Consider the following 25,343-nt stretch of genomic DNA (forward strand, 5'->3'; position numbering starts at 1 on the left):
ACGTGTTATAACACGATATGATAGATCCATTGAAAGATTTCAAGCTTTTGTTCATCTTGCTTTCGCTTATATTCTATTAAGAAGGCTTACAGCCTATTTATGAAATAAGTTCTAGTGATGTGAATTAGATGAACTAACATGGGCAATGTCATATCGGGATATAACAATCGCCAACGCTCCGAGAAGTAAAAACCCGCAATTTAGAATGAGATGATCTCTCCAAGATAATAATGAAATTATTCCTCCACAGCTACAAGGTATGTGTTTGCTAAGCTTCATTATTAGAAGGATATAGGTTGTAAAAACCATCATTAATCCTAAAGCAAAATATAATCCCCTGGTTCTCCAATTTGGAAATAAGAGCATAATAGAAATGATCACCTCAGATATTGGAACTATCCATGCAATTCCGCCGGCTATGGGGGCAAGTATTGGCGATTCGGCAATTTGCTCCTTAAACAGGGAAAAATCTAAAAATTTACTGGTTGCAGTATAGACGAATAGTAAAACAAATAAAAAAGCAACAACATCAACAAAAACAGACCTTTTCATAATAAAAGACGATTGATCAATAAATCGTAAATATAAATTCATTGAAAGATTTAGAATTAGGAACGAAAGAAATAACTTAAGATTCTGATGCTTATTTTCAACCCTAACCCAGTTTTGCAAAAAAAGATGAAGGTTATTCGGGTTGCTACAGTGTAAAGGATGGCAATCCGGTCAAGAAAGACAAAAGCCGGATTAATTAACCCAACTAAATCATTATCTTATACAATTACACCCACCTTACTCCTGACAGCCAAACCGGGCTCTGGTAAAGTTGTTCTTCTCTTTAACATTCCATATTTTAAGATACAATAAATGGTTCTCACCCCATCTTTCCAATTAATGGTTTTTCCTTCCTTGTATGTACGTCCATAATAGGATATTCCAACTTCGTAAATCCTTACATACTTAATTTTCGCCACTTTAAGGGTAATCTCCGGATCAAAACCAAAGCGTTTTTCTTTTAGAATAAACTGCTGAACAAGTGAGGTTTTGAACACTTTATACCCTGTGCACATATCCGTTAAGTTCAAGTTAGCACACATATTAGCTACGAATGTCAACAATTTATTTCCGATGGTATGCCAAAAAAATAAAATTCTGTGTGGATTTCCCCCAATAAACCTGGAGCCATACACAACATCTGCAATATTTTCAACCAATGGCATCAGTAATACATTGTATTCATATGGATCATATTCAAGATCAGCATCCTGAATTAGCATAAAATCGCCGGTTACATGTGAAATACCTACATGAACAGCGGCACCTTTTCCACTATTGACAGGTAATGAATAATACTGTATTGAAAATTCCGGATGGCGTAAGATATAATCCTTAATTATCCTTTCTGAATTATCCTTTGATTGGTCATTTACAATGATGACTTCTTTTTCTATATTCTGAATAAGTTTTACACCCCGGATCTTATCAAGAATTTGTGCAATGGTTCTTTCTTCATTGTAAACAGGAATAATAATAGATAACCTTAAGTGACGCATCTCATGGATTACCTGTTGATCGGGTAGTAGTTTACTATCAGAAGGGATATATTGCATAATCTATTTTTTATCAATAATGATAATTCGATTCAATATAGAGTTAACATCAAGCTGATATGATAATGGGCCTATTCAGTAAGACTGGGCTATACAATTAAAGTTTTACAAGTTAAAAATTTCTACTGCATTATTTCTTCTATGGAGCCTGCTTTTATTCTTTATTTAAGAATGCCGTAGGAATACAATTTGGTATTGATGAACATAGATATATTCTGTAGTGCTTGAAATTCAAAAATAGAATTCCGATCACTATAATTACCACTAACTTTTACTAGATTATTAATTTATTACTTAAAGAAATCTCTATATCTTAAAAATTAACTTGGTGTCTAAAGGTCTTTTTCAAAAAAATTCGCATATTTATCCTTTAGCGATTTCTCACCAATGAATGAACCACTAATAAGGTTAAAATTTTGCCTGGTAATAAATAACCCCAATATGTATTTAAAAAAATTATACAATCAAATATATTTTTACCTTATTATAGCTGTAATTCTTATTTGGATAATTTTCAAGCATTTTTACCCTTATCCATTCATAACAGTAGATTCTTGTTTATATATCGATTCAGCAAGTAAAAACCTAGACATCGATTACTGGCCAATTGGTTATTCAAAATTTATTTATCTAGCCGGCTTATTATCCCATTCTCCAACCTTGTTTGTAACAATTCAGTTTTTAATACTTCAGTTCTCATTCCTCTGTCTCTTTGTTGCATTAAAATCTATTTTCAAATTAGGGAAATGGTCGTCCATTCTAATTTTACTTTTTACAATTTTCAATCCCCTTTTTATAACAGCCAGTAACCATATAATGTCAGATGCATTATTTACAGCAATTACAATACTTTGGATTGCACAATTGCTTTATATAATAGTCAGCCCCAGGCCATATATGATTTACACACAAGCTATATTGGTATTAGTAAGTTTAACGTTACGATATACAGCATTATATTATCCTGCTATAACAATTTTAGCTTTCGCATTAAGTCCAATCAACTTTAGGCAAAAAACGTTGGGGGTGATTTTGACATTTCTGTTATTAGGGATTTTTATAGAATTTACCCGTATCAAAATGGAATCTGTATCAGGCGTAAGATCCTTTTCCTCTTCAAATGGTTGGAAGAAAGCAAATAATGCGCTTTATATGTACGCCAATCTTGCAGATACTGATACCAGCGAAGTACCAGATCAATTTAAATTAATACATAACATTGTTACATCCTACTTTAAAGGGCCTCATGAAAAAGTTGATTTATTTAATTATCAGTCAGAACCTTCTTACGGTTGCTTTTACATGTTTTCCTCTGAATCTCCTTTAATCAGGTATGATAGTGTAAGGATCAATGTTCCAGGTGATTTACATAATTTACCGACTTCGCCAAGATGTAATTTTTATTTAATTCATACGGTAATTATATAATTAAAAAATATCCCCTGGAATATATTAAAAATCACTTTTGTCCGGGTAAAAGAAAGGGTTAAAAATAAAAAAGGGGCAATTACGCCCCAATAGTTTATAATTTTGGGTTACCACACTCAAAACATAAACTTGGATAAAGATAAAAAATTTCCCGGACACCCGGTTTTGTCACAAATATTAGATGTAATACCTAACGCGTTAATACAATCTACTAATCGAAAACATCAGTCAAACAGATATTATAAGCGTTTACCACTGCGGATTCACTTGGTTAGCCTGCTATATGGTGTATTCAGCTATTGCAATGGATTTCGGGAAATTTGTGAGGGTATGCGGGCCTGTGAAGGAAAACTGGCCCATCTCGGTTTTGACAAGGCTCCAGCGAGAAGTACCCTTTCGGATGCCAATACCCACCGAAAGTACCTGGTCTTTGAAACGATTTATTATGGATTACTCAAGAAGTATCACTCATTTATGTCGGACAGCCGACTGAAAGGGTTAAGCATTCGGAATCTGAAAATCATTGATAGTACAACGATTTCATTGTTCAGTGAGATACTACAAGGTGTAGGCCGTAACCGATTGGACGGTTCCCGGAAAAAGGGAGGCATCAAAGTACATACCCTAATGGATGCATTTAGTGGAGTTACAGAGTTTGTCAGGATTCCCCCTGCCAAAGAGCATAACCGTAAGTTCCTGTATCACCTGAAGTTGAAGGAAGGTAGTTGGATAGTTTTTGATAAGGCATATAATACATATCACCATTTTGCCAAATGGACTACTCAAAAGGTGTGATTCGTTAGCCGAATGAAAGACAATGCGGTATTTCATGTAACAAAAGTGCTGGTGGATAAAACGAAGAAAAAGCAAGCGATTGGAGTGATAAAGGAGCAATATATTACAGTTGGCATTAAAACAAATGGAATTGAGACTGAACGGCTAAAGCTGCGACGGGTTATTTATAAAGCCAGAGATGGGAAAAGATATATTTATATCACAAACGATTTTAGTTTACCAGCATCCAAGATAGCTACTATTTATAAGAATCGATGGATGATAGAATTACTCTTTAAGCAGATTAAGCAAAACTTCCCATTACGATACTTTTGGGGAGAAAGCGATAATGCCATCAAAATGCAGGTCTATTGTGTACTAATCGCTCAGTTGCTGATGGTCGTGATCCGGAAAAAGGCGGCTACTAAAAAATCATTTGCGAATATGATTACGGTAATCCGACTGCATTTAATGAGTTATGTGGACCTCCTTGAGTTTATAAAAGACACTTATAAAGCATGGAGAAAAACACATAATGCGTCTTTTGCCTTTTCTACGTAATTAAACGGGGGGAGCTCCCCATGAAATTGCAACATTAAATTTTAAGCCTGTATGCCTTGACTGCAAAGCATACAGGAATATTTTACCCCGGGGTTACCCGGACAACAATGATTAAAAATGTTATTTACCCGAATATAATTGCTTACTATTCTCCTATTTTACAAATATATGGCAACCATACTCCACTGTATTCAGAATGGCCAAGCTACTATGGCGAAAAGGTAAAAAACTGGTTTAATCTAAAAAGAATCAACAACCCGGATAAATGTCTTCAATTTAGAGGAGCGATACTGAGCCCGTCAATGCTTATATTTTCAAGGATTCCCACCTTCTTTTTATTATCCTTGGTTATAATGGCTATATATGTAAATTTCAAAACACTAGATGCAAATATTAATTATTGTCTGATATTCCTTATAGGAATATGCATAATAAACTTTTTGTTTTATATAGCATTATCTCCATCTGTTATACGATATCAATTTAACATTATAACCATTGAATTTTTTATTCCAATTTGGTTAATCGACTGCATCAAGGATAACCCCAATACAATTAAATGACGAGCATTTTCAAAGTTGAGGAATTATGATATTTATTTGTTCAAACTAATACTTATTTATTCTGAAGATTAGATCATTATACGTTTAACTACATTTTTTCTGCTGTGCAATATAATTTTTATCTTATAAGAACGATAAATAAATCAAAAAAGAAGCTATAACTTGATCTTTTCTCCATATTTAAATCAATGTGTAGATCAATTATCCTAAAATAAACGATAATTACCTTTTCAGATGCCAATTAAATACTGATGTAGTTATCCTTATTTAGCAATTATAATCATCCAGGTCCAAATATTTATCCAAAATCAACAAGTAAATTTATTATGTAAGTAATGTTGAATTAATTACAACATCTCCTTTTAAGAAAAAAGAACTGAATAATTCTGTTTTTTTAAAATCATTTTATACCATGACAAAAGCCAAATATTATTCTTAGCGCGATCTGTTTTGTAAGCACTATAGGTGGCACATTAGCATTTAAAGCACAACACAGATTTAATGAATCACTTATTTGCTACACCACAATTGGTATAGTAAAGGGAAATACGAAAATATATTATGCAATAACTAGTGCAAGGAATATTCAAACCCCAATCGAAACAACATTGCTCTGCACCATTCCATAGAGAATAATCTTTATAAGCCGATAAAAGTCAAACAAGATCTCTAAATGAAAATCTCTTTAGGTATTGGATTGAATTATAATGTTACTCAGTACTTTCAAAATGTATTCATATAAAAAGTATGATGGCTATACCATTATCTACAACGAAAAAGAAAACTAGTTAAATTAATAACTAAAAAATAGAATTCTTTATTTTTTTCCCGGCTCCCATATATTCAATATAAAAGAATTGGACGATAGGATCTTTCATAGTTAAAATTAACGGGCTTTGTTCACTTAAATATTAACAACCAAAATTTAGCTTTTTGATAAAAAGCAATAATATGATGAAAAAAAAAAAAATATACTTCTCACCTTAATTGGTTTTTCCAGCATCTTAGGTGGTATATTAGCCTTTAAATCCCAACATAGATTTAATGGAAATTTATTTTGCTATACCACAGTCGGTACACCTTTTGGTTCACAAAGAACATACAAAGCAGTACTTAGTACGAAGTATTCAGCTAATGTTTTTAGTGGTACTACCTTATTTTGTACTGTCCCAATTATAAATAATACATATAGACCGATAAAAGTTGAACCAAATCTTTAGTAAATAATTTGCTTATTTACAGGATACAAATTTAATGGTTACCTACTATTTACTTATAGGTAGCCATTAAATATTAACAATGTATGCTTTATCTATTTTTTCGTTATTAAATTACATAATTATTAAATTAAACAAGATAACTTACAATACGATCATATGTATATTATCACAATATTGCCCATCTATTTTAATTAAACTTCCAACTGTAATTATTGCACATACTAAGCAATAACTGTTCTATTAAATTATACTGGTTATCCTATTTTATATTTGAGGGTAATTAAATAGCTTAATATTATAAGCTTTGATTGCATTCGCAAGATAACAAACATAGTAACCCTTTAATATAAACCATTCGATAATACTCAATATTATTGACAAATACCCAGGAATAATGCCTTCTACACCTGCACTTCAAACCTTAAATACTAATCAAACTTTTAACGACTTTATCCTTAACAATAAAGAAAACAAATTATATTTAATCCTTGCAATCATAATAATCTTACTGAAATTCATAATTTACAAATACCTATTTCCATATCCTAATTTCTTCGTTGGAGAGTCATGGGATTACATTCTTGATGCCAGAAGAAATGCCCCGGTCAGCATCTACCCTATCGGATATTCCATGCTTTTACGATTCTTCAGTGCATTCACCATCTCCGACACTGCACTCATCATTCTTCAATACACCATTCTACAAGCTGCAGCATTGGCACTTAATTTCACCCTATTTTATTTTTATTCTCCTGCACGTTTAATTAGAATACTTCTACTACTATCTGCATTATTTAATCCACTGTTTTTCCCCATAGCCAATACCATATCAAGCGACAACTTTTGCCTGACACTTAGTTTAATCTGGTTCTCACTATTACTATGGATCATTTATAAACCAACCCCAAAAGCGATTCTTTGGCATAGCTTCATATTATACCTCACATTTACTGTCAGGTACAACGCCATGTTCTTTATTCTAATCTCAATAGCAGCATTATACATTTCAAAAACAGACATAAAACTTAAACTGGCAGGCCTGCTCATTTACTTAATCCTCATTGGAGCTTATGTCAACCATAACCGTCAGGTCTATTACAAAATATCCGGAATCCGTCAATTCACCCCATTCTCCGGCTGGCAATTAGCAAATAATGCCCTATACACCTACAGGTATATTCCAGACTCCTTACGCCTGGAAGTCCCCGATAAATTTAAAAATCTGGATAACACAGTCAGAGAATACTTTCGAAAAGTTAAAAATGATAAAAACAATGAAATAGAAAAAAGAAAAGCCTTTCATGACTATATGTGGGCCGATGAATCTCCACTATGGATTTATTTCAGGAATAATTTCCCAGGCGGAGAACATTCAAGGGAAGTAAAATATTGGGCAAAAGCAGGTCCCCTATACAAAGAATATGGAACCTGGATCATTACTCATTATCCATATGCATTTTTCAAACATGTCATTATTCCTCATATACAAAGCTGGTTCCTCCCTCCAATGATTGCAATGGATAGGTATAATTTTGGATTAGACTATATCCATAAGAGTGCAGTAGAATGGTTCAAATATAAACACTCCCAAATAAAAATAAGACTGGTAGATGTTAATATCATTGATGGATTATTAGGATTATACCCTCTTTTCACACTATTGATCCATTTTCTATTCTGGTTCCTGTCCATAAGGTTTTTCATAATAAACAGAAAAGGCAATTTTAATCCTTTAATTAACGGTCTAATCCTTGTTGGCCTTTTTTGGATAACCAATTTTGCATTTAACGTTTTTGCCGGACAGATCGAGATGCGGTACTTATTATTCCCTGTCCATCTCATTACAGTTTTCTCACTTCTATTAATAGGATTGATCTAGTACGTCACATAGCCCGTCTCAACTCATCCAACTCACATCCATAATATCTACTAAAAGCTTTATTAAGCGTCTGCCAATCACTATACCCCGCTGCATGCGCTATCGCCGAAAGCGGCGTTGATTTTTCCGTAAGCAATTCAAATACCATTATCATTTTTGTCATCCGGATAAATTCATTCAAGGAAATAGAATAATGCTTTAAAAAGCTCTCTCTTAACTCAGACACAGAAAGATCAAACATACTCGCCAACTGTGCATTAGTAAAAGAATGATGGGGATGTTCTATCAGGAATTTAAATAATTTAGTTAACAAATCTAAATGCAAAACATTACCCATCTCAATCGGCAATTGTAAATCCTGTTGAGAAAAGTTCAGTAACAGATCCAGACAACAACGGTATAGAAAATGATCAGCAGGTATACCTATATGACGACAAGTGAGTGCACGCTGTAACAAATAGCTACATACAGGATTGATGTGATAAGGGAATTTATTCAATGGACCACTAATCCCATGTGATTCTAACTTACCCAACCGTGAAAGACCGGGATAAAATTTGGAAAGGTCATTTAATGCATTGGGCGGGAAATTTATATGACATGACAGGAGCCTTTGTCCTTTAACCATGGGAACTTTATGTAAATCTGACTCCAGGTTAAAAAGATTACATTCCCTTTCTTCCAGGTTGAATGATTTATCTTCATATAACTCCACCTCTAAACTGGTATCATACATAAAATGCAAAGCCCAAATATGCATAGGAGTATATGGACAGAGAATGAAGGATTCATGAGCAAAAACTTCCTGTACCCAAAAAGAAAATGGCCCGACCTGCTTATGCTGGCTTAAAATATCACAATGTTGATCCCTTTCAAAATAAATCCCAGCATAAGGTAGAATAAACGGTATATATTCTTCAGGTATAGAAGAAACTTCATCATAAGCTACCTCTGTCCTTTCTACATAGAAAAGTTTTTCAGCTTTTCCTGCCGGATGTGTTAACATAGCAGTATTTTTAGTTATTTTCTTTAATGGCGGTGTTAACTTTGAGCGTTCTATTGTTTACGTGCTAATCTGAGACATACTATATGACATTGCGATTAGCGGAGTTTGATAACATATTTTATGTAAACAAGCCATTCAAATTATGATATTTTTAAATTTATATTATACAAACGCGATTACCGCAATCTCCTTAAGAATTTTCCCATAATATGTATAATAAATACCCATTATTAGTTCTATTTGTATACTTTTCTTGTTTTACAAAGGCATTCTCCCAGGAAATCATTCCATTGTACAATAACGGCCAGGTACCAAATGCGAAAAATGCAGATATTCCAACCTTAACCGTCTATAAAGCAGTTGGAAAAAGCACCGGTACCGGAGTGATTATTTGCTCGGGAGGAGCATATCGGGGAGTAGCAGATATAGTAGAAGGAATACCCGCAGCGAAAAAACTGACAGCTGCCGGCATTACCTGTTTCTTAGTACAATATCGGGTGCCTGATAGCTCAAAAATGACACATAAAGAAATTGTTCCCGTTATGGATGCGCAAAGAGCAATTCAATATGTAAGAGAGCATGCGAAAGAATATAAAATTGATCAGCACAAACTTGGAATAATGGGGTTCTCTGCCGGCGGACACCTGGTCTCAACGCTCTGCACACACCTGGATGACATTTATATCGATAACCCCAATCATACTGACTTAAAGCCTAATTTCATGGTGTTGATATATCCAGTTATCAGTTTCTCTGATAGCCTGACACATGAATTATCACGAAAACTGCTGATAGGCCCGGAAATTACGCCTGAAAAAGTCCAGTACTACTCAAACGAATTACATATTTTTGAGAGCACCCCTCCTACTTTTATTGTTCATGCAATGGACGACAATGAAGTAAACGTTAAAAACACCTTATATTTCTACGCTGAACTGCAACAACATCATGTTCCCACAAAACTATTCCTATATGCGAAGGGCAGACATGCATTTGGCGCTTACAATAGAGAAGCCACTGTTCAGTGGATAGATCCTTGTATTGAATGGATAACTTCAAAAAAATAATTGTTTTCCTTTTCTACCTGACAGAAAAGTGATTACTCACAGCGCTAAATATCATATCCGCCAGATTTTTATAATAATCATTCAGTACATTATTTGCTGTATTATCATTCTCTGCTAATACATCAAAAGGCATAAATTTTGTTCTATATACAGGAGCATTATACCCATATTCATTATAATAAGCCTTAAAGAACTGTAATCCTGACAATTTCTCAAAAGAAACAAAATCGTAATTTCTGATCAACACTGGTAATATTAATAATCCTTCATTAGTCATCCTCATCAAAAATTCCCCCAGTTCTTCTTTCTGTATATAAGGAGAAGACACAAACCCAGGACTCACCAATACCAACGCCACATCTGCTTTAAGAATATGCTCTTTTGTAATGGCTTTCCAATCCGTACCCATATCAATCGCTTTGTCACTCCAAAACTCAAACTCACATCCTGCTCTTGCCGACAAATAATCCTTCAGCCCCTCTATTAATAATTCCTGCAATAATCCATCCTTACCAGAATAAGCAACAAAAATGCGAATCTTCTTCTTTGTTTGTACAGTCCTCTGTTTTTCAAATGGTTGGATCTTAAACAGATAATTAAAATCTTTTATTGCCAAAGTCTCTCCATTTGTCGCATCGATTTCCAGTTTTCCGGCCATATTCTTCGTCTTTAGCGTCGAAAGGATCACAAAACGTTCCTCATCTATAGAAACCTCCAATCCTTCTACAGGATCTATCAATTGAATACGCTCCAGTATATCTTTCACAATACTACTATCATTATCCTGCACACTTACCCGGATTACTCTTTTTTCAATATTACACGCTATGAACACCGTTTTACCATTTCTAAAAAATACTAATCCTTTCCTCCAGTATAAATGATTAACATGTTCACTCCCATAATGAGAAATTAATCTCAAAAAATTACTCTCCGACATAAAGTGAGGGTATCTCAGCGTAAAAGAATGAGGCATATGCTTAAATAACATCGCAAATTCATAAGCCGTCTGATCTTTACATTTATCAGGTAAGTACTGGGGAATAATATACCTTGGTCCGCTTTTGGAAATTACTTCGAAAATCAAACCGGCATTCCTCATAATCTTAATCCAGATATCGGCAGAAAGACGATATGGGGCTACTATTTTTTCTACATGCGCGCTATCAAATTCATATTGCTGTTCATCATCACCTAAAATTTCATAAATCATCGTTACAAGCCACTTAGGATTTGTAAAAACATAATCCTTCAAAAACTCATCTTCCATTGGCTCATGGTACCGGAAATAAACGACTGTACCAATATTATCAAGGTACCGCAATAAGGTATATCTCTGATGGGGATCTGACATGATCTTAGTAACTGAATAATCCGTTTCTTGACAGATCTCCTCATACTCAGCAAATGAGATAAAATGTCGGCCTGAATTTTCAATGACGAATTTAATATCATCATATACCTTGGGAATATACCGGGCAAAATTGGGAAGTGTAGCCACCTTCTTAAGAATTCCCTCTTTCAATGTTTCCATATCCAGTATATACTGAATCACACTATTGGGAGAAGCTTCATTATACCTGCAAATTTTAAAGCTGGTATCATTATCCACAGCATATTCATTATCTGCTTTATTTTGGACCAGCAAAATCGAACTACCAGGTGCATAATGCTGAATATTTTTAATCCAGTAATCAACAGGTAGGTCTTCTTCCTTTTTTTTCTTCTTCCCTTCTTTTAGAGCAGGAGTATCTTTATTCCATAACACCAGATACAATATATCCTTACTCATAAATAAACGATGTGTCGCATGGTAGAATTCCTGCCCGCCAAAATCCCAAAGGTTAATTATAATAGATTTTATTTCAGGCGCATCCTCGGCTTTAAAATTCTGTTGAAGTATTGACCTTAATTGATCGTTTATCCCCTTCGGCAGGTTATCCAAATTTACTTCCCACTTATTAATATAAATGCCATGAGTTCTATCATTCTTTTTATAGAACCTGCCATTTCTATAATAGTAAGACAAAGCTGTCTTTCCTGTCTCTCCATTCCCCAAAAGCACCACGCGGACTTCTGTATTGACAACACCACCTTCGTCCATGGCTATAATCCAGCTCTTAATATTGTCTGAATCGCCACCTCCAATTTCTTTAGGGATATTAAAAGGGAATGATGGCAGAAATAAATTCTTCCCGAACCATTTAATTTCTAATCCAGTACCTTCAATCTCTCTGATATATATACCCTTTTCTTTTTTAAGCAAATTAGAAAATCCAATTATCCTTGAAAGCGGGTTATTGGATAAATCCAGTTTATAAAAGTTAAAAAGAAATGTGGTGTCAGCTATCAAAACAATATTATTCTGATCCAGGCGAACCTCCTTTAATGAAGGATGAGGTACCAGCTTGTCTAATTTATGAATCTTGTTAGTGGATAAAATTAGCCGCTTCAGCTGAGGAAACAATTGTAAATCCGGGATTGCAGAAATCTGGTTTCTGGAGGCTTCCAGCATTTTCAATGCAGGTAGCAAGCCAAAGCGGCCGACTAAGTCCCTGATTCTGTTACCACGCAAATTTACGCTCTGCAGTGCAGGCAGCTCTTCCCATACCCCTATATCTTCTATAATATTATACTCAAGGTTAATGCTTTTCAGATGTGGCAAACCAGTAATACCACTTACCTGCAGGATATTATTGGATGAAACGTCTACCAATTGCAAACCGGGAAGATGCTGCATAGAAAGTTCTCCTGAAAGACAATTTCCTTCCGCATACAATACACATAAATTTGGATGATACCCCAATTCATTTAAGGTGGATATCCTGTTCTTATCCACCTCCAGGTAAACGAGATTCAAACATGCTGTAACAAACCTTAAGCTGCGGATCTTATTATTAGACAAAATAACTTCTGTCAAACCAGTATTATTGCCGCACACTACTTCTTCAATATCATTCTCTCTGGCATATAACTTTTTCAAATTCCGGAAATGGGGTAACACCTTCAATCCCGATAGCCTGTTATTATTAAGGTTCAACTCTTCTAATGAAGGACAATCTGCGCGACAATCCATACGATTAATATAGTTTGTCGAGACATTTATCAGGCGTAATTTTGGCAGATTAAATATATTGGTGAGTACCTGCAGGTAATTATTAGAAAGATCCAGTATCTCCAGTGCCTTCAACCCCTTAAATGATGCCGGCAATTGAGCAATCATATTATGAGAGAGGTCCAATACCTGTAGTTGCCGTAAATTATTAATTCCTTTAATTTGCTTAATCCTATTACACCTGCCAAATAAGCATTTCAACCTGGGTACTTCTCCCAGGTAATCAAGCTGGCTGATTAAATTATTAGAGAAGTTGAGTTTTTCCAGTAATACATTCCATTCAAATGGTTTGAAATCAGAGATAGCATTCGTGGATAGATCCAACACCTGTAATAATGGCAAATTATTTACACCATCCATTGTCTCTAGTCTGTTATTAGCCAAACTAAGCCAGCGCAAATTCGGGAACTTGTTTATTTCATAGGCATGCGGCAACTCATTATTGGAAAGGTCAAGGTATTCTAAACTGCTATGTCCTGCTACTTTATATAAATGGTCTATCTGATTATTGCTAAGATCCAGTTTCTCTAATTGTGGAAACCAATGGAGCCAGTCTGCTTCTTTAATAGAATTATTGCTAAGTATAAGTGTTTTCAGCTTATCAAGTCCCTGTAGAGGTGCCAGCGAATCGATTTCCCATTTTTTAAACCTGGTACCACCACATACCAGCACTTCTAAATTAGGCAAACATGCGATTACTGCCGGAATACATTCCAGGTGATTGTCCGTCTTCCCGCCAGCCCCAATGGCTACAAGAGGTCTGAATGTAGGAATAGGAAAATAGTCAATAGGCTCCCGCCATCGGGGATTTTTAAATCCCTTTTCCCAGGAATTATCCCTTTGATGATAGATGTATCGGGCATTGAAACCCAGGACCGGAGACTCATGTAGTATCCAGTCATAATAATAGTTGCTGAGTATTAAGGTCTTTACATGGGTACATTGAGCCAGCAAGCGCCCCAGATCTCCTGTATAGGAAAAATCATCATCACATAGTCCGCAATTACCCAGATTCAGCACAGTTTCTTGATTGGCCAGGCAACGTTCCAGCCGGGCAACAATATCAGCCATAGTTATTTAGGAGGGGGTAATACAAATTGTTAACACAATTTGTTCATTGCGCTAGCGGGATGAGGATAACATCAAAAAAATGAAAGACTGGATAAAATTATGAGAATTTGTGTTTTATATAAATGAGTGAATTTAACCGGGAGTATTTCCGATTTTAATTGTCCGCAATCTTATTGGACCAAACTTTAATCAACTGAGCATTATTCCCCTCCTGCTTCCATTCAAAAGGGCCCGGAAAAGGATTGGTTTCATCCCGCTTTTTATTCAAGTAATCCAAATTAATAGTTAAAGGGCTCCCATCCGGACTTTCAAAAGGAAGATTTGAATAAATAGTCCGACCAAGCATTTCGCTTCTTATCAGCTTACGCGGCTGAAGCGCCTTCCACCTCTTATCCATTTTGATAGAAAGATAGATACCATCCTCTTTATATACAAGATCTATAGCCGGGTTGTAAAGTTGATTCCATATAGGAAATATTTCTCTATCAGCAGGTCTTGCGCCAGCTAAAAATACATTCCCATCCATCCATAGTGGTAAAGAGGCTGTATCGTAAGTATTCAGATTACAGGTATACCCTACAAAAATATTATTGTAATAGCGGAAATCTCCCGGAGGGTTACTGATTAACCCAGCCATCTCGGTGGAATGTGCTTTCATGTATGGAGTCATTCTGTCATCAAAATTTTCGATAAACATATGCCCCGCAAAAAGGTTATGAGCATAGGTCCCACCTTGCGCTAACACACGCTGGCATCTGGGCGATAAAAAGATGTTATTATCAATCACGAAAGGTCCATGATCTACCTCCAGAAAAACATCATAATTCCAATTACCAAATAATAAATTTCCAGAAACCCGTGTTCCCTGGGCCATCCAATCCAGCCAGATACCACGGTCACAATGGTATATTAAATTATTACTGATTTCCATGTCTATCGCTCCATGAAATTTAATAGCGGACATTTCAGCACCTGTAAATAATTTTTTAATATGAATATTGTAAATGGTATTCCCTGTTATGGTACTAAATGAACACCCTAAACTGCCGACAATACCTGCCTGCTCACAATTATAAATTTTATTATTCCTAACGATATGATGTCCAATATTTTCTTTATTCCAACCATTCTTTAATGCACGGTTAATCGTACCCACATATCCCTCTGCCGATTCTGCTTTATTATCCCATTCATCACCATATTTTCCCAGCGCAATACCGGAACATTTAGAATCACTGATTTCATTATTCTCTATGATCCAGCCTTTACTCCAGTTAGTACCAATTAAACCAATTTGTTCTGCCGTTGGCGGTGCCCATGGAGTGGCGGCATGACGCATAATTAACCCACGAATAGTTAAATAATTTATCCCTGTCTTTTGGGGATAAAAAATGGTTTGCCTCACATTTATTTCTACCAGATGATTATTAGGATCTACGTTTCCAAACTGTGCCCATATAGTTGTACTATCCTTATTCACCTTGGAGAACCAAAACGCATCTCTGTCCTGTTTCCTGATTACCTCATCCAGCGTGGCTGCTTCTGTTAATCTTTTTTCATCTAAATAGACTTCTCCGGTGTGATGCTGCCTTTCTTTACCATAAAACCAATCACCATAAATAGTATCAACATATGGGTTAAAATCTCCAAAAAAGCTATTCAATAAAGTTACCTTCCAGGTATTGTCAGATATTTTAATCCATCCTTTTATAACTTCAGAACCTTTTATTATAACCTTTTCATTTTTAGCCGCCTGGTAGGTAATCCTTAATTTGTCAGATGTTCCCCCTCTGGGTGGGTCAATTCTCTCCCTGTAAGTCCCTTCATGAATATTTATAATATCCCCCGGCTGCGCTTTAGCACTGGCAGCACTGATGGTTTTAAGCGGCTTTAATATTGAGCCGTCATTAGCATTGTTACCTGTCTTACCGGAAACATGATAAATGGTTTGAGCTAAAATATTGGAAGTGAATAAAGCGCAATTAGCAATAAAAACGAGGGCTACAAAGATAATTCTCATTCTATTTCTTTTTTTTAAAATCAAATTGATTTAGGTCTATTGCAATAGTCTAAATAAAGTAATACCTGAAAGTGGTGGGTTGGGGCAACCTGCTTCAACAATTTTAATTTATGAAAAGAAATTCAACCTGCCAACACGGTGTACTATTGGCCAGACAAGGTTCTACACAGCCTACATTATCATAAGCTATAAAGTAAGCGGGTGCTATACAATTTGAAAACACAAATTGTTCATTGCAAGGAAGAAATTAAAATAATGAGCGTGTTAACGACAAGATGACAATTGTCTTACATGACAAAAAGATCATGCTTTGTATCAGCAAATAATAAAATACAATCACATCAGGATGCTATCTCTATATCCTATATAATAAAGTTATCTCCAAAATAATACCCTGCTTTATCGTCTACCTTTGTACTAACGAAAGCTTTTTTCATTCTATCATCCATTTCTGGTTTCCCACCTGATAGCTATACGCTGGTTAGAATTATTGCTTTTTTCTTCTTCGAAAATCCCATTGGAACAACGAGTAACTTCGGGATTAACTTCCCGGGGTTACTTTTGTTTGTTACTATTTAATTTAAAATTAAAACGCAATAGTTTCTTATTCTATCAACTAATGATGATAGTTCCCCCCTGGTCATGCCTTCAATTATCCCTCTATGTTGGCTACACCGGTTAATTATATATCGTTCCGCATACAATTTGGTACTCATCACCACTTAACATTAATTTCAAACAGTACTTTTCCGCACCCTCCCCGATTAAGAAGAACATATGTTACATTTAACCGACTCTGAGTTGCTAGAGCTGGTAAAGAAAGGAGGGGAAAGCGCCTTTACCATACTCTACAACCGTTACCAACCAGTCATGCTGACTGTCGCGAGAAAAAAACTGTTGAATCACCAGGAAGCCGAAGACATTGTTCAGGAGATCTTTACATCCTTCTGGCAGCGGCGAAGCCATATCCCTTCGGGTATTCCTGTGAAACACTATTTTCTGAAAGCCGTACATTTTCAGTATGCTTACAAATGCAGGAATAATGCCGTAGCCCGAAAGTATGAAATGCACCTATGGCATACCCTGCAGGAAGAATGCGAGCTCCACTACCTGGAAAGCAAAGAACTAGGCCAACAGATCCACACAGCCATGCAAAAGATCTCCGCTCCAGCCTGCCGTAAAATATTTGAGCTGGCATACATCGAGGATAAAAGCTGTAGTGAAATCGCAACAAGCCTGAACATCTGCACCCAGGTAGTAAGAAACCAAACCAGCAGGGCACTGAAAGTCCTGAGAGAAGAATTGAAATTAGTCGTGTGATCAATCACTGCTGTCCACCTACAGTAGTGCATCTCCTTTATATTTTTCACGTTCATCATCCTATTCAGTGGTAGCCAGGTCTGCCACAGGATACCTATTGCCATTACTTAAATTGATAGTCTTTTTTATGGGGCTAAATATTACCTATTGCTGTCCAGGTAAGGGTGCCATGATAAACTTTACGTGTATTAACAATCAGTTAACTTAACTCTATCCCCTAATTATTAGTTTAGTAGAAGTAATTAATGGGGGACGGGGTACAAGTTTACATTTAAAGTTATATATTGTGTAGAGCTGATCATGTGAGTCATGTGAATACCATCCAGGCACAATTACAATCCAAGGCTGAAATTCAATTATCGTTATGCAAAATTTAAGCAGCTATAACGACGAGCAATTATTTTGTTTACTGCAGGCAAATAGTGAGGAGGCGTTCAATACGATATTTGAGCGTTACCGCAAACGCTTATTCCTTGAGGCATATAGCCGTTTACAACTAGAAGAAGAATCTAATGATATCGTGCAGGAAGTTTTTATGTGGCTTTGGAACAAAAGAGCGACACTCAATATTGGGGATTGCCTGAAACCATACCTGGTAAGGGTAGTACGTAATAAAGTAGTAGACCACATCCGGAAGAGTAACTCTGCCCGCAATCACCGGCAGCATTACACCTGGATGGCTGATACAGAAACAACGAAACATCCTATCGAAAACAAAGAACTGGGACAACAATTAGAAGATGCAATTAACAGTATTACTCCCGCCAGCCGACTGGCATTCGAACAGCTTTATTTGCAGGACAAAACTTTGAGAGAAATCGCTATTGACATGGACATCAACGTACAATCTGTCAAAAACCACATCCACAGGGCATTGAAAATCCTGCGGAAAAATCTCAAACACAGCTTGTCCTGAAAATTGAGTATTTTGTAACATTTATCGTTATCCATGGGGAGGATAGCCTGAAAAAATTCATTTCCACAATAAGTACCTTTTTTCACTTTCTACGATCTTACGATTAAATATGTCTGTACATCCGGAATATATTGAACAATTAGTGTTGGATGAGATAGCGGGAGTCATTACACCGGAAGACAGTGCTACCCTCAAAAGTCTCCTTGCGCAGGAACCGGAAGCGCTAGTCATTCGTAATGACTTATATGCAAAATATGGTAACAACCCCATCCTGGAAAATCTGCCTGACACACTCCCCGTCGAAAAAGTATGGGAAGGCATCAGGGAGAAAAAGAAAAGCGATGGCAGGTTACGCACAACACTCGGAATAGCCGCAACAGTGCTGATGCTTGTCGGCACCTATAAAATATTATCACCACGATTCCGCCAATCTGGATTTGTCCATCAATTGTCCCCAAAGAATGTCGCTTTGCAAATGCCCGGTGGTCAAGTGGTCAACCTGGGCATTGCAGAGCAACAATTGGAAGTGGAGGGCGTGAAGATTAATAGCAGCGCTGATAGTGCATCTTATTCAGGCGGTACAGGACAGCTGGCAACGCTGATCGTACCTGCCGGGAAGGAGTATGCCATCACCCTGAAAGATGGTACGATCGTACAGCTGAATGCTCAGTCTTCAATGCGGTTCCCACTGAATTTTGATGGTCCCAGCAGGGAAATTACCATCAGCGGAGAGGCATACATTAAGGTGGCAAAGGATCCTACCCGGGCATTTATTGTGCATGTACCCCATAGCACGATTCAGGTATTAGGGACAGAATTCAATGTCAATACTTATGATAGCAGCCAGGTAAGTGTAGCGCTGGTCAGTGGCATTGTTCGTATTCATACCCCGCAGGATTCTTTATTAGTACATCCCGGCTTCGCAGTTCATTATAACCAGGACACAAAGTTAACAGAGGCGCCATTTGATCTTGACAGTGTCATAGCCTGGCGGAATGGCTTGTACTTCTTTCACAATACTTCCTTATCCGAGCTCACAGCTGTCATTTACCGTTGGTACGGTGTACAAGTGGTGATAGATACACCGGAAGTAGCTAACCGCCATTTCAGTGGCGCGATGGATCGAAAGAAGCCTATTGAGCAATTCCTGGAGAGCTTGCAGCTGACAGGTCAGTTTAATTATAATTTTGACAAAGATGGTGTATTACACCTGAAATAGCCTTTAGTACCCTGTTTTCATTTATTGGCCCCTCATTTACATTCACCATGCATTCCACATTGTATAACGTGAACAAAAGTTTACCACTCGAAAGAACCATTCATAAATATACTTCTCCTGATGCTATTCCAATAGAATACCAGGCGCTGCTATTACCGGATGCAGGGATTTATTTCCGGCAGGATGCGGAGTGTGATATCCTGTCACAGCATTTGATCTTAGGGCCTTATTCCGTCTGGCTGCATGATATATTGGCGAAAGATAATATCCTGATACGGTCTTATACACCGATCCCGGTTTTTACTTTGCAATTTATGTTTGAGGATAGCCTGGCAGTGCCGAAGGCAGGGTATACTTTGGATGAGCGGGAGTGTAGCGGGTTTTATTTGTTTCCAGGACAGTTGCACCGGATCCCGATGGCGGCGGATAAGAAGATTTTTTCGTTTCATATTAATATTCAGCCAGTGCTGATGGGGGAGCTGGAACGGCGGTTTCCGCAGTTAAGGGAGATGATGCATGGCGTGCATCCAAAGGTGTCTGCCAGGATAAATTCAAGGCCTTATCATGTGAATGCGGTGTGTGATATGCTGATCAGGAGCGTGATGACTTGTAAGTATACAGGGGCGGCGGGGAGATATTTTAAGGAGCGGTTGGTGACGGATATACTGTTGAACTTTGCGAATCAACATATGGATGCATTACAGCCGTTTTTGTATACAAGTATGCTAAATGCGGATAGCTATCATAACCTGTTTAATTATTTGGGGGATCATCCACATAAGGAGCATTCGCTGGCGTATTTGGCGTATATGTATAATATCCCCCAGGAGGAGATAGATTTAGGATTCAGGCAGCATTTTGCGATATCGATAGCGGAATATTCGAAGATGGTGAAGATGATGATGGTGTGGCATTTGGTGGTGAATGATGTTTCTGATGTGAGGGATATTGTGCAGGTGACGGGGTTTGATGATGCGGGGGAGATGAGGAGGAGTTTGGTGGAGTGGTTTGGGTATGATCCGTTTGTGAGGTAGGGGAAGGGTCTCAGGCAGCCCTTTATCATCAGCAAGGTAATGCATCGGAATGCTGTATAGCCTTTTCAATCTCCACAGGCATCGACCTGTTATAAATGCTTGAAAGATGTACTTAAAGCAATTGCATCCTTGCCTGGCAACGGACCATAAAGCCATGCAGCATTCCTGATATTCTGATCATGACAGAATGCCTTCAGCATATCAATCTTACTATTTTCATACCACCTGCCCGTATCAATCACAAACCATATCTCATCCTCCTGGAGACTACTTAAAGATAATTTAGGCGTTTCAGATAAAAACAATTCCCCGGCATCTCCCATTAACTTTACAGGATCTGATTGCCCATCTTTGTTATCGATTCGAATGATCTCGATATTCGTTACCCATCACTCACAAAAACCTCCCCCTCACCGCTCTCTCCACCCCATCCGCCAAATTCTTATAATAATCATTCAACCACCTATCCTCCATTCCCCCATCCTCCCCCAACACATCAAACGCCATAAACCGATCCCTATCCCCCGGTGCCGTAAACCCATACTCCCTATAATACGCCTTAAAAAACTGAAACCCCGCCAACTCCCTAAACGACATAAAATCAAAACTCCTCACCAACACCGGCAACATCACAAACCTCCCCACCTTCATCTTCTCCAAAAACTCCTCCAACTCCTCCTTCCTGATATAAGGCGAAGCCGCAAACGAAGCACTCACCAACAAAATCGCCACATCCGAATTCCTGATATTCTCCTTGATCTCCCCATGCCAATCCGCCCCCATATCAATCGCCTGATCCGACCAAAACTCATAATTAAACCCCGGCCTTGTCACCAAATGCTCCCTCAACCCATTCACCAACATCTCCTTCAATTTCCTATCCCTACTACTATAAGAAACAAAGATCCGAATCGTCTTCTCTTTCAAATTTAATTGCTCCATATTAAACAAATAATTAAAATCCTTCGTCGCCAACGTACGCCCATTCGTAGCATCCACTTCCAAATGCCCTCCCATCACCTTCTTCTTCAACAATGAAACCACCACATAATTCACCTCATCAATAGACACCTCCACATCCTCACTCCAATCAATCCCCAAAATCGTATCAAACACATCCATCGCCACCCCAACTTCCAAATCCTGCACACTCACCCTGATCTTTCTTTCATCCACATTATTCACGCACTCCACAAACACAGTCTTCCCATCCTTAAAAAACACCAATCCCTTCTTCCAAAACAAATACTCCAAATGCGCACTCCCATAATGCGATATCAATCGCAAAAAATTACCCCCCGGCATAAACCGTGGATAACTCACCGTAAACGCATGCACCATCTTCTTACAACTCAATACTAACTCCAACCCACGCTGATCCTGGCACTCCTTAGGTAAATACTGCGGTACAATATACCGCAGCCCCTGCTTTGATACCACCTCGAAAATCAACCCAAAATTCTGCATCACCTTCACCCACAACTCCGCCGGCAAATTATAAGCAGCCACCACCTTCTCCACATGCGCCAGATCAAACTCTGCTCTCCCCTTCTCCAGGATCTGGTAAATTACGCCCACCAACCACCTGGGACGCGTAAATACATAATCCCTCATCAACTCATCCTTCATCCTTTCCCGATGCCTGAAACACACCACACTCCCAATATTATCCAGGTACTTCAACAACGATTCACATTGCGATACATCCTCCATAATCCTCCCATCCGTATTATCCGCCTCTACGCAAATACTTCGATACTCCTCAAAAGAAATATAATGCCTCCTGGAATACTCCAACACCTCCTTGATCTGCTGATACACCTCCGGCGTATACATCCCAAAATGCGGCAAGGTACTCACCCGTTTAAAAATACCATCTTTCAACAACTGCATATCCAAATGATACCGGCTCACACTCTCCGGATTCAATTTATCATAAGTACCTATTTTATAACAATTATCCTCCTCCACATAAAACACCTTATCAGCCCTGTTCTGCACCAATAATACAGCACTCCCCGCCGCATAATGCTGGATATTATCCACCCAATACTCCTTAGGGAAAATCCCTCTCTCCTCATCCTGGTAATCCGATTCCTGCTCCCACAATACTAAATACAACACATCCGTACTCATAAACAAACGATGCGTTGCATGATAAAACTCCTGTCCCCCGAAATCCCAGATATTAAATGTAAAAGACTCATTTCGCACCGGCGCATCACTCATATCATGCGCATCAACAGCCTTTATGATAGAAGTCCCAAATTGATCTGTCCATTCATTGCGCCCCAGCTTCCAGGTATCTATCATAATACCATGTGTACGATCATTAACAGGAAAAAAATTCCCTGTTCGCAGGTAATGAGATAAAGCCGTCTTACCCGTCTCCCCATTCCCAAACAAAATACATTTCGCCTCCAGGTTAATATATCCCCCCTCATCCCGGGCAATAAACCAGTTCTTGATACTGATAGAATCATCATTCAGGATCTGCCTCGGTACATCGAAATAAGCACCATTTAATAACAAATTCATCCCATGCCGGCTCACCCTCAATGTACCAGAACGATCTCCTGTTATTTCCAGGTCATTGTCCTTTCTCAGGGCCCTGATGAACTTATTGACCGTCGTAATCAGGTTATGACACAAATCCAACTCCCGGAACTGCAATAATGAATAAAGATCTGGCAATACCTTAATCCTATTCGTACTCAAACTTAACTGCTGTAAGCTGGGATGCGGCTCAAAGGCTTTGATGACCGTAATGCTGTTAACGGCCAGGTTGCACCTTTCTAATTTCGGAAACCCTGCCAGGTCCGGCATTTCAATAATTTTATTATAAGAAGCATTGATGTCCGTCAATGCTGGCAACAGCGCCCAATCAACAGGCAGCAACCTGATCTCATTACACTGTACACCTATCCGTTTCAAACAAGGCAAATTCCTCCACTCCCCCAGTTCAGTGATACTGTTATAATGCAGGTAAATCGTTTCAAGCATGGGCAGATCAGCAACCAGTTCAATCCGCTCAATCAGGTTCATAGACAAATCCACATTGACCAGGGCAGGATAATGCTGTAAAGTCAAAGCATGCGCGATCGCATTCTCCTCGGCAAACAGGGAACTGAGCTTAGGATAATGCCCACTTTGCTCCAGCTCAGAGATTTTGTTGCTACTCACATCCAGGTAAGTCAGCTGCTCACATCCCCTTATAAAAAGTAAGTTGCTGATCTTGTTTTTAAATAATACCAGGACCTTCAATGCTGACGGTCCAACACCTATTACCCACTCAAGATCATTTTCTGCCACGAAGAGTTTCTCCAGTTTCGGACACCAGGTGAATACCGACAGGATCGATAACCTGTTATTATTCAAAATAAGATCTTCCAAAGCGGGGAGCACCTGCTCCAGCTTAATACTTTTGATCAGGTTATTCGCTGCATTTAAAATTGTCAACCTCTGCATGCCATCAATATGCTTCAACACCTGCAGTGCATTATTAGAAACATCCAATACCCGTAGTTCCAATAGTTGGTTAAATCCCTGGGGGATATGGTCCATCATATTATGCGATAAATCGAGTAGCTGCAAACCTTGAAGCGATTTGATCCCTGTAATTGTATGTATCTTGTTTCTCCGGGCATACAGGTATTTCAAATTAGGCAACTCACCTATCTCGTACAGCTGGCTCAACTGGTTCTCCGACAGGTTCAGCACCCTTAATAAAGCATTCCTCTTAAAAGTTTTAAAAGTAGCAATCTGGTTATCCGACAAATCCAGGTGCTGCAACAAAGGCAATTCATCCACCCGATCCATAATCTGCAGTTGATTGGAAGACACATTCAACCATTGCAGGAAGGGAAACTTACTTATCTCACCAATATTCGTCAACTTGTTATATGACAGGTCCAGTGCTTTCAGCCGCTTATGCGACTGTATCGCCAGTAAGGACACAATCCTGTTATTCCCCAGATCCAGTTTCTCCAGATCCGGAAAATAATCCAGGCAATCGATCTTATCAATTTCATTATTACTAAGTACAAGGGTTTTCAATTTCTTTAACCCGCGCAGCGGCTGCAGGTTATTAATCCCCCATCTTTGATCCCTGGTTCCCCCACATACTAACTCCTCCAGGTTAAACAACAGCTGTACTGCATCAGGGATAGCATCGAAAATATTCGAATGCCTCACCAGCACTTCCTTTTCAACACGTGGCCGGTAATCCGGGATAGCAAAATAACTAATAGGAGGTTCCTTCAGTGGCTTAGGCTGCCCTTCCTTCCAAAACTCCGGCCTGCTTTTATAGAGATATGCCCCATTCGTAATTAAAACAGTCGGCTCGTCTAAATTCCAATGAAAGCTGTCATTACTAAGGATCAACCTGGTAAGATGGCTACAGCGGACTAACGCCGAACCCAATGGCGTATAAAGATCAAGATCACCATCGCTTAATCCACAGTTGCCAAGATCCAATACCGGATCCAAGGTAGCAAGACATTTTTCTATCAGGTCTAATGCTTTACTCATACGGTATCAACTA

General features: G+C 38.0%; 13 protein-coding genes and 1 pseudogene. 8 read left to right on the forward strand and 6 right to left on the reverse strand.

The window, feature by feature from the left end; all coding sequences use genetic code 11:
- Nucleotides 1-111: 111 nt before the first annotated feature.
- Together DXN04_RS30740 and DXN04_RS30745 are read right to left on the reverse strand one after the other, a co-directional pair.
- On the reverse strand, nt 112-552 hold the full coding sequence (locus DXN04_RS30740) for a MauE/DoxX family redox-associated membrane protein (RefSeq protein ID WP_147320108.1): 441 nt from the start codon (nt 550-552) through the stop codon (nt 112-114).
- Between the two features lie 218 nt (nt 553-770).
- Nucleotides 771-1,607 (reverse strand): glycosyltransferase family 2 protein, encoded by an 837-nt coding sequence (locus DXN04_RS30745; protein WP_199415178.1) that lies wholly within the window; start codon nt 1,605-1,607, stop codon nt 771-773.
- A gap of 816 nt (nt 1,608-2,423) precedes the next feature.
- Here DXN04_RS30745 and DXN04_RS34660 point away from each other — a divergent pair.
- The 3 genes and pseudogenes from DXN04_RS34660 to DXN04_RS30770 all read left to right on the forward strand — a co-directional run bounded on the left by DXN04_RS34660 (nt 2,424) and on the right by DXN04_RS30770 (nt 8,032).
- Nucleotides 2,424-3,035, forward strand: a complete 612-nt coding sequence (locus tag DXN04_RS34660) for a hypothetical protein (RefSeq protein ID WP_147320109.1) — start codon at nt 2,424-2,426, stop codon at nt 3,033-3,035.
- A gap of 165 nt (nt 3,036-3,200) precedes the next feature.
- Nucleotides 3,201-4,370 (forward strand): annotated as a pseudogene (locus DXN04_RS35515) (IS4 family transposase).
- Between the two features lie 2,177 nt (nt 4,371-6,547).
- Nucleotides 6,548-8,032: a hypothetical protein gene (locus DXN04_RS30770; protein ID WP_116857270.1), complete on the forward strand. Its 1,485-nt coding sequence runs from the start codon at nt 6,548-6,550 to the stop codon at nt 8,030-8,032.
- A gap of 4 nt (nt 8,033-8,036) precedes the next feature.
- On the opposite strand, the gene DXN04_RS30775 is transcribed toward DXN04_RS30770, so the two are convergent.
- Nucleotides 8,037-9,038 carry a helix-turn-helix domain-containing protein gene (locus DXN04_RS30775; RefSeq protein WP_116857271.1) on the reverse strand — a complete coding sequence of 334 codons (1,002 nt, stop codon included), beginning with the start codon at nt 9,036-9,038 and terminating at the stop codon, nt 8,037-8,039.
- Nucleotides 9,039-9,247: 209 nt separating this feature from the next.
- Between DXN04_RS30775 and DXN04_RS30780 the strand changes: the two genes are divergently transcribed.
- A complete protein-coding gene (locus tag DXN04_RS30780) occupies nt 9,248-10,105 on the forward strand; it encodes an alpha/beta hydrolase (protein ID WP_116857272.1) in 858 nt (285 codons plus the stop codon).
- Between the two features lie 13 nt (nt 10,106-10,118).
- Here DXN04_RS30780 and DXN04_RS30785 read toward each other — a convergent pair whose 3' ends face one another.
- Entirely contained in the window at nt 10,119-14,291 is a 4,173-nt protein-coding gene (locus tag DXN04_RS30785) for a leucine-rich repeat domain-containing protein (protein WP_116857273.1), read from the reverse strand.
- A 154-nt stretch (nt 14,292-14,445) separates the two neighbouring features.
- A complete protein-coding gene (locus tag DXN04_RS30790) occupies nt 14,446-16,311 on the reverse strand; it encodes a right-handed parallel beta-helix repeat-containing protein (RefSeq protein ID WP_116857274.1) in 1,866 nt (621 codons plus the stop codon).
- A gap of 777 nt (nt 16,312-17,088) precedes the next feature.
- Between DXN04_RS30790 and DXN04_RS30795 the strand changes: the two genes are divergently transcribed.
- From DXN04_RS30795 to DXN04_RS30810, 4 genes are all read left to right on the forward strand, one after another.
- On the forward strand, nt 17,089-17,631 hold the full coding sequence (locus DXN04_RS30795; RefSeq protein WP_116857275.1) for an RNA polymerase sigma factor: 543 nt from the start codon (nt 17,089-17,091) through the stop codon (nt 17,629-17,631).
- A 364-nt stretch (nt 17,632-17,995) separates the two neighbouring features.
- Nucleotides 17,996-18,547 (forward strand): RNA polymerase sigma-70 factor, encoded by a 552-nt coding sequence (locus tag DXN04_RS30800; protein ID WP_116857276.1) that lies wholly within the window; start codon nt 17,996-17,998, stop codon nt 18,545-18,547.
- A 109-nt stretch (nt 18,548-18,656) separates the two neighbouring features.
- Nucleotides 18,657-19,766: a FecR domain-containing protein gene (locus DXN04_RS30805; RefSeq protein ID WP_116857277.1), complete on the forward strand. Its 1,110-nt coding sequence runs from the start codon at nt 18,657-18,659 to the stop codon at nt 19,764-19,766.
- A gap of 68 nt (nt 19,767-19,834) precedes the next feature.
- Nucleotides 19,835-20,800 (forward strand): hypothetical protein, encoded by a 966-nt coding sequence (locus DXN04_RS30810; protein WP_147320110.1) that lies wholly within the window; start codon nt 19,835-19,837, stop codon nt 20,798-20,800.
- 393 nt (nt 20,801-21,193) lie between these two features.
- On the opposite strand, the gene DXN04_RS30820 is transcribed toward DXN04_RS30810, so the two are convergent.
- Nucleotides 21,194-25,330, reverse strand: coding sequence for a leucine-rich repeat domain-containing protein (locus tag DXN04_RS30820; RefSeq protein WP_116857280.1), 4,137 nt, complete (start codon nt 25,328-25,330; stop codon nt 21,194-21,196).
- Between the last annotated feature and the right edge of the window lie 13 nt (nt 25,331-25,343).

Origin of the sequence: Chitinophaga silvisoli (assembly GCF_003412465.1) — a bacterium.
Lineage (GTDB): Bacteria > Bacteroidota > Bacteroidia > Chitinophagales > Chitinophagaceae > Chitinophaga > Chitinophaga silvisoli.

Excerpts from the sequence above, each read along its gene's own strand:
- DXN04_RS30795 (WP_116857275.1), top strand. The coding sequence starts at position 17,089 with ATGTTACATTTAACCGACTCTGAGTTGCTAGAGCTGGTAAAGAAAGGA.
- DXN04_RS34660 (WP_147320109.1), top strand. The coding sequence starts at position 2,424 with ATGTCAGATGCATTATTTACAGCAATTACAATACTTTGGATTGCACAA.
- DXN04_RS30740 (WP_147320108.1), bottom strand. The coding sequence starts at position 552 with ATGAAAAGGTCTGTTTTTGTTGATGTTGTTGCTTTTTTATTTGTTTTA.
- DXN04_RS30820 (WP_116857280.1), bottom strand. The coding sequence starts at position 25,330 with ATGAGTAAAGCATTAGACCTGATAGAAAAATGTCTTGCTACCTTGGAT.
- DXN04_RS30770 (WP_116857270.1), top strand. The coding sequence starts at position 6,548 with ATGCCTTCTACACCTGCACTTCAAACCTTAAATACTAATCAAACTTTT.
- DXN04_RS30790 (WP_116857274.1), bottom strand. The coding sequence starts at position 16,311 with ATGAGAATTATCTTTGTAGCCCTCGTTTTTATTGCTAATTGCGCTTTA.
- DXN04_RS30775 (WP_116857271.1), bottom strand. The coding sequence starts at position 9,038 with ATGTTAACACATCCGGCAGGAAAAGCTGAAAAACTTTTCTATGTAGAA.
- DXN04_RS30785 (WP_116857273.1), bottom strand. The coding sequence starts at position 14,291 with ATGGCTGATATTGTTGCCCGGCTGGAACGTTGCCTGGCCAATCAAGAA.
- DXN04_RS30800 (WP_116857276.1), top strand. The coding sequence starts at position 17,996 with ATGCAAAATTTAAGCAGCTATAACGACGAGCAATTATTTTGTTTACTG.
- DXN04_RS30805 (WP_116857277.1), top strand. The coding sequence starts at position 18,657 with ATGTCTGTACATCCGGAATATATTGAACAATTAGTGTTGGATGAGATA.
- DXN04_RS30745 (WP_199415178.1), bottom strand. The coding sequence starts at position 1,607 with ATGCAATATATCCCTTCTGATAGTAAACTACTACCCGATCAACAGGTA.
- DXN04_RS30780 (WP_116857272.1), top strand. The coding sequence starts at position 9,248 with ATGTATAATAAATACCCATTATTAGTTCTATTTGTATACTTTTCTTGT.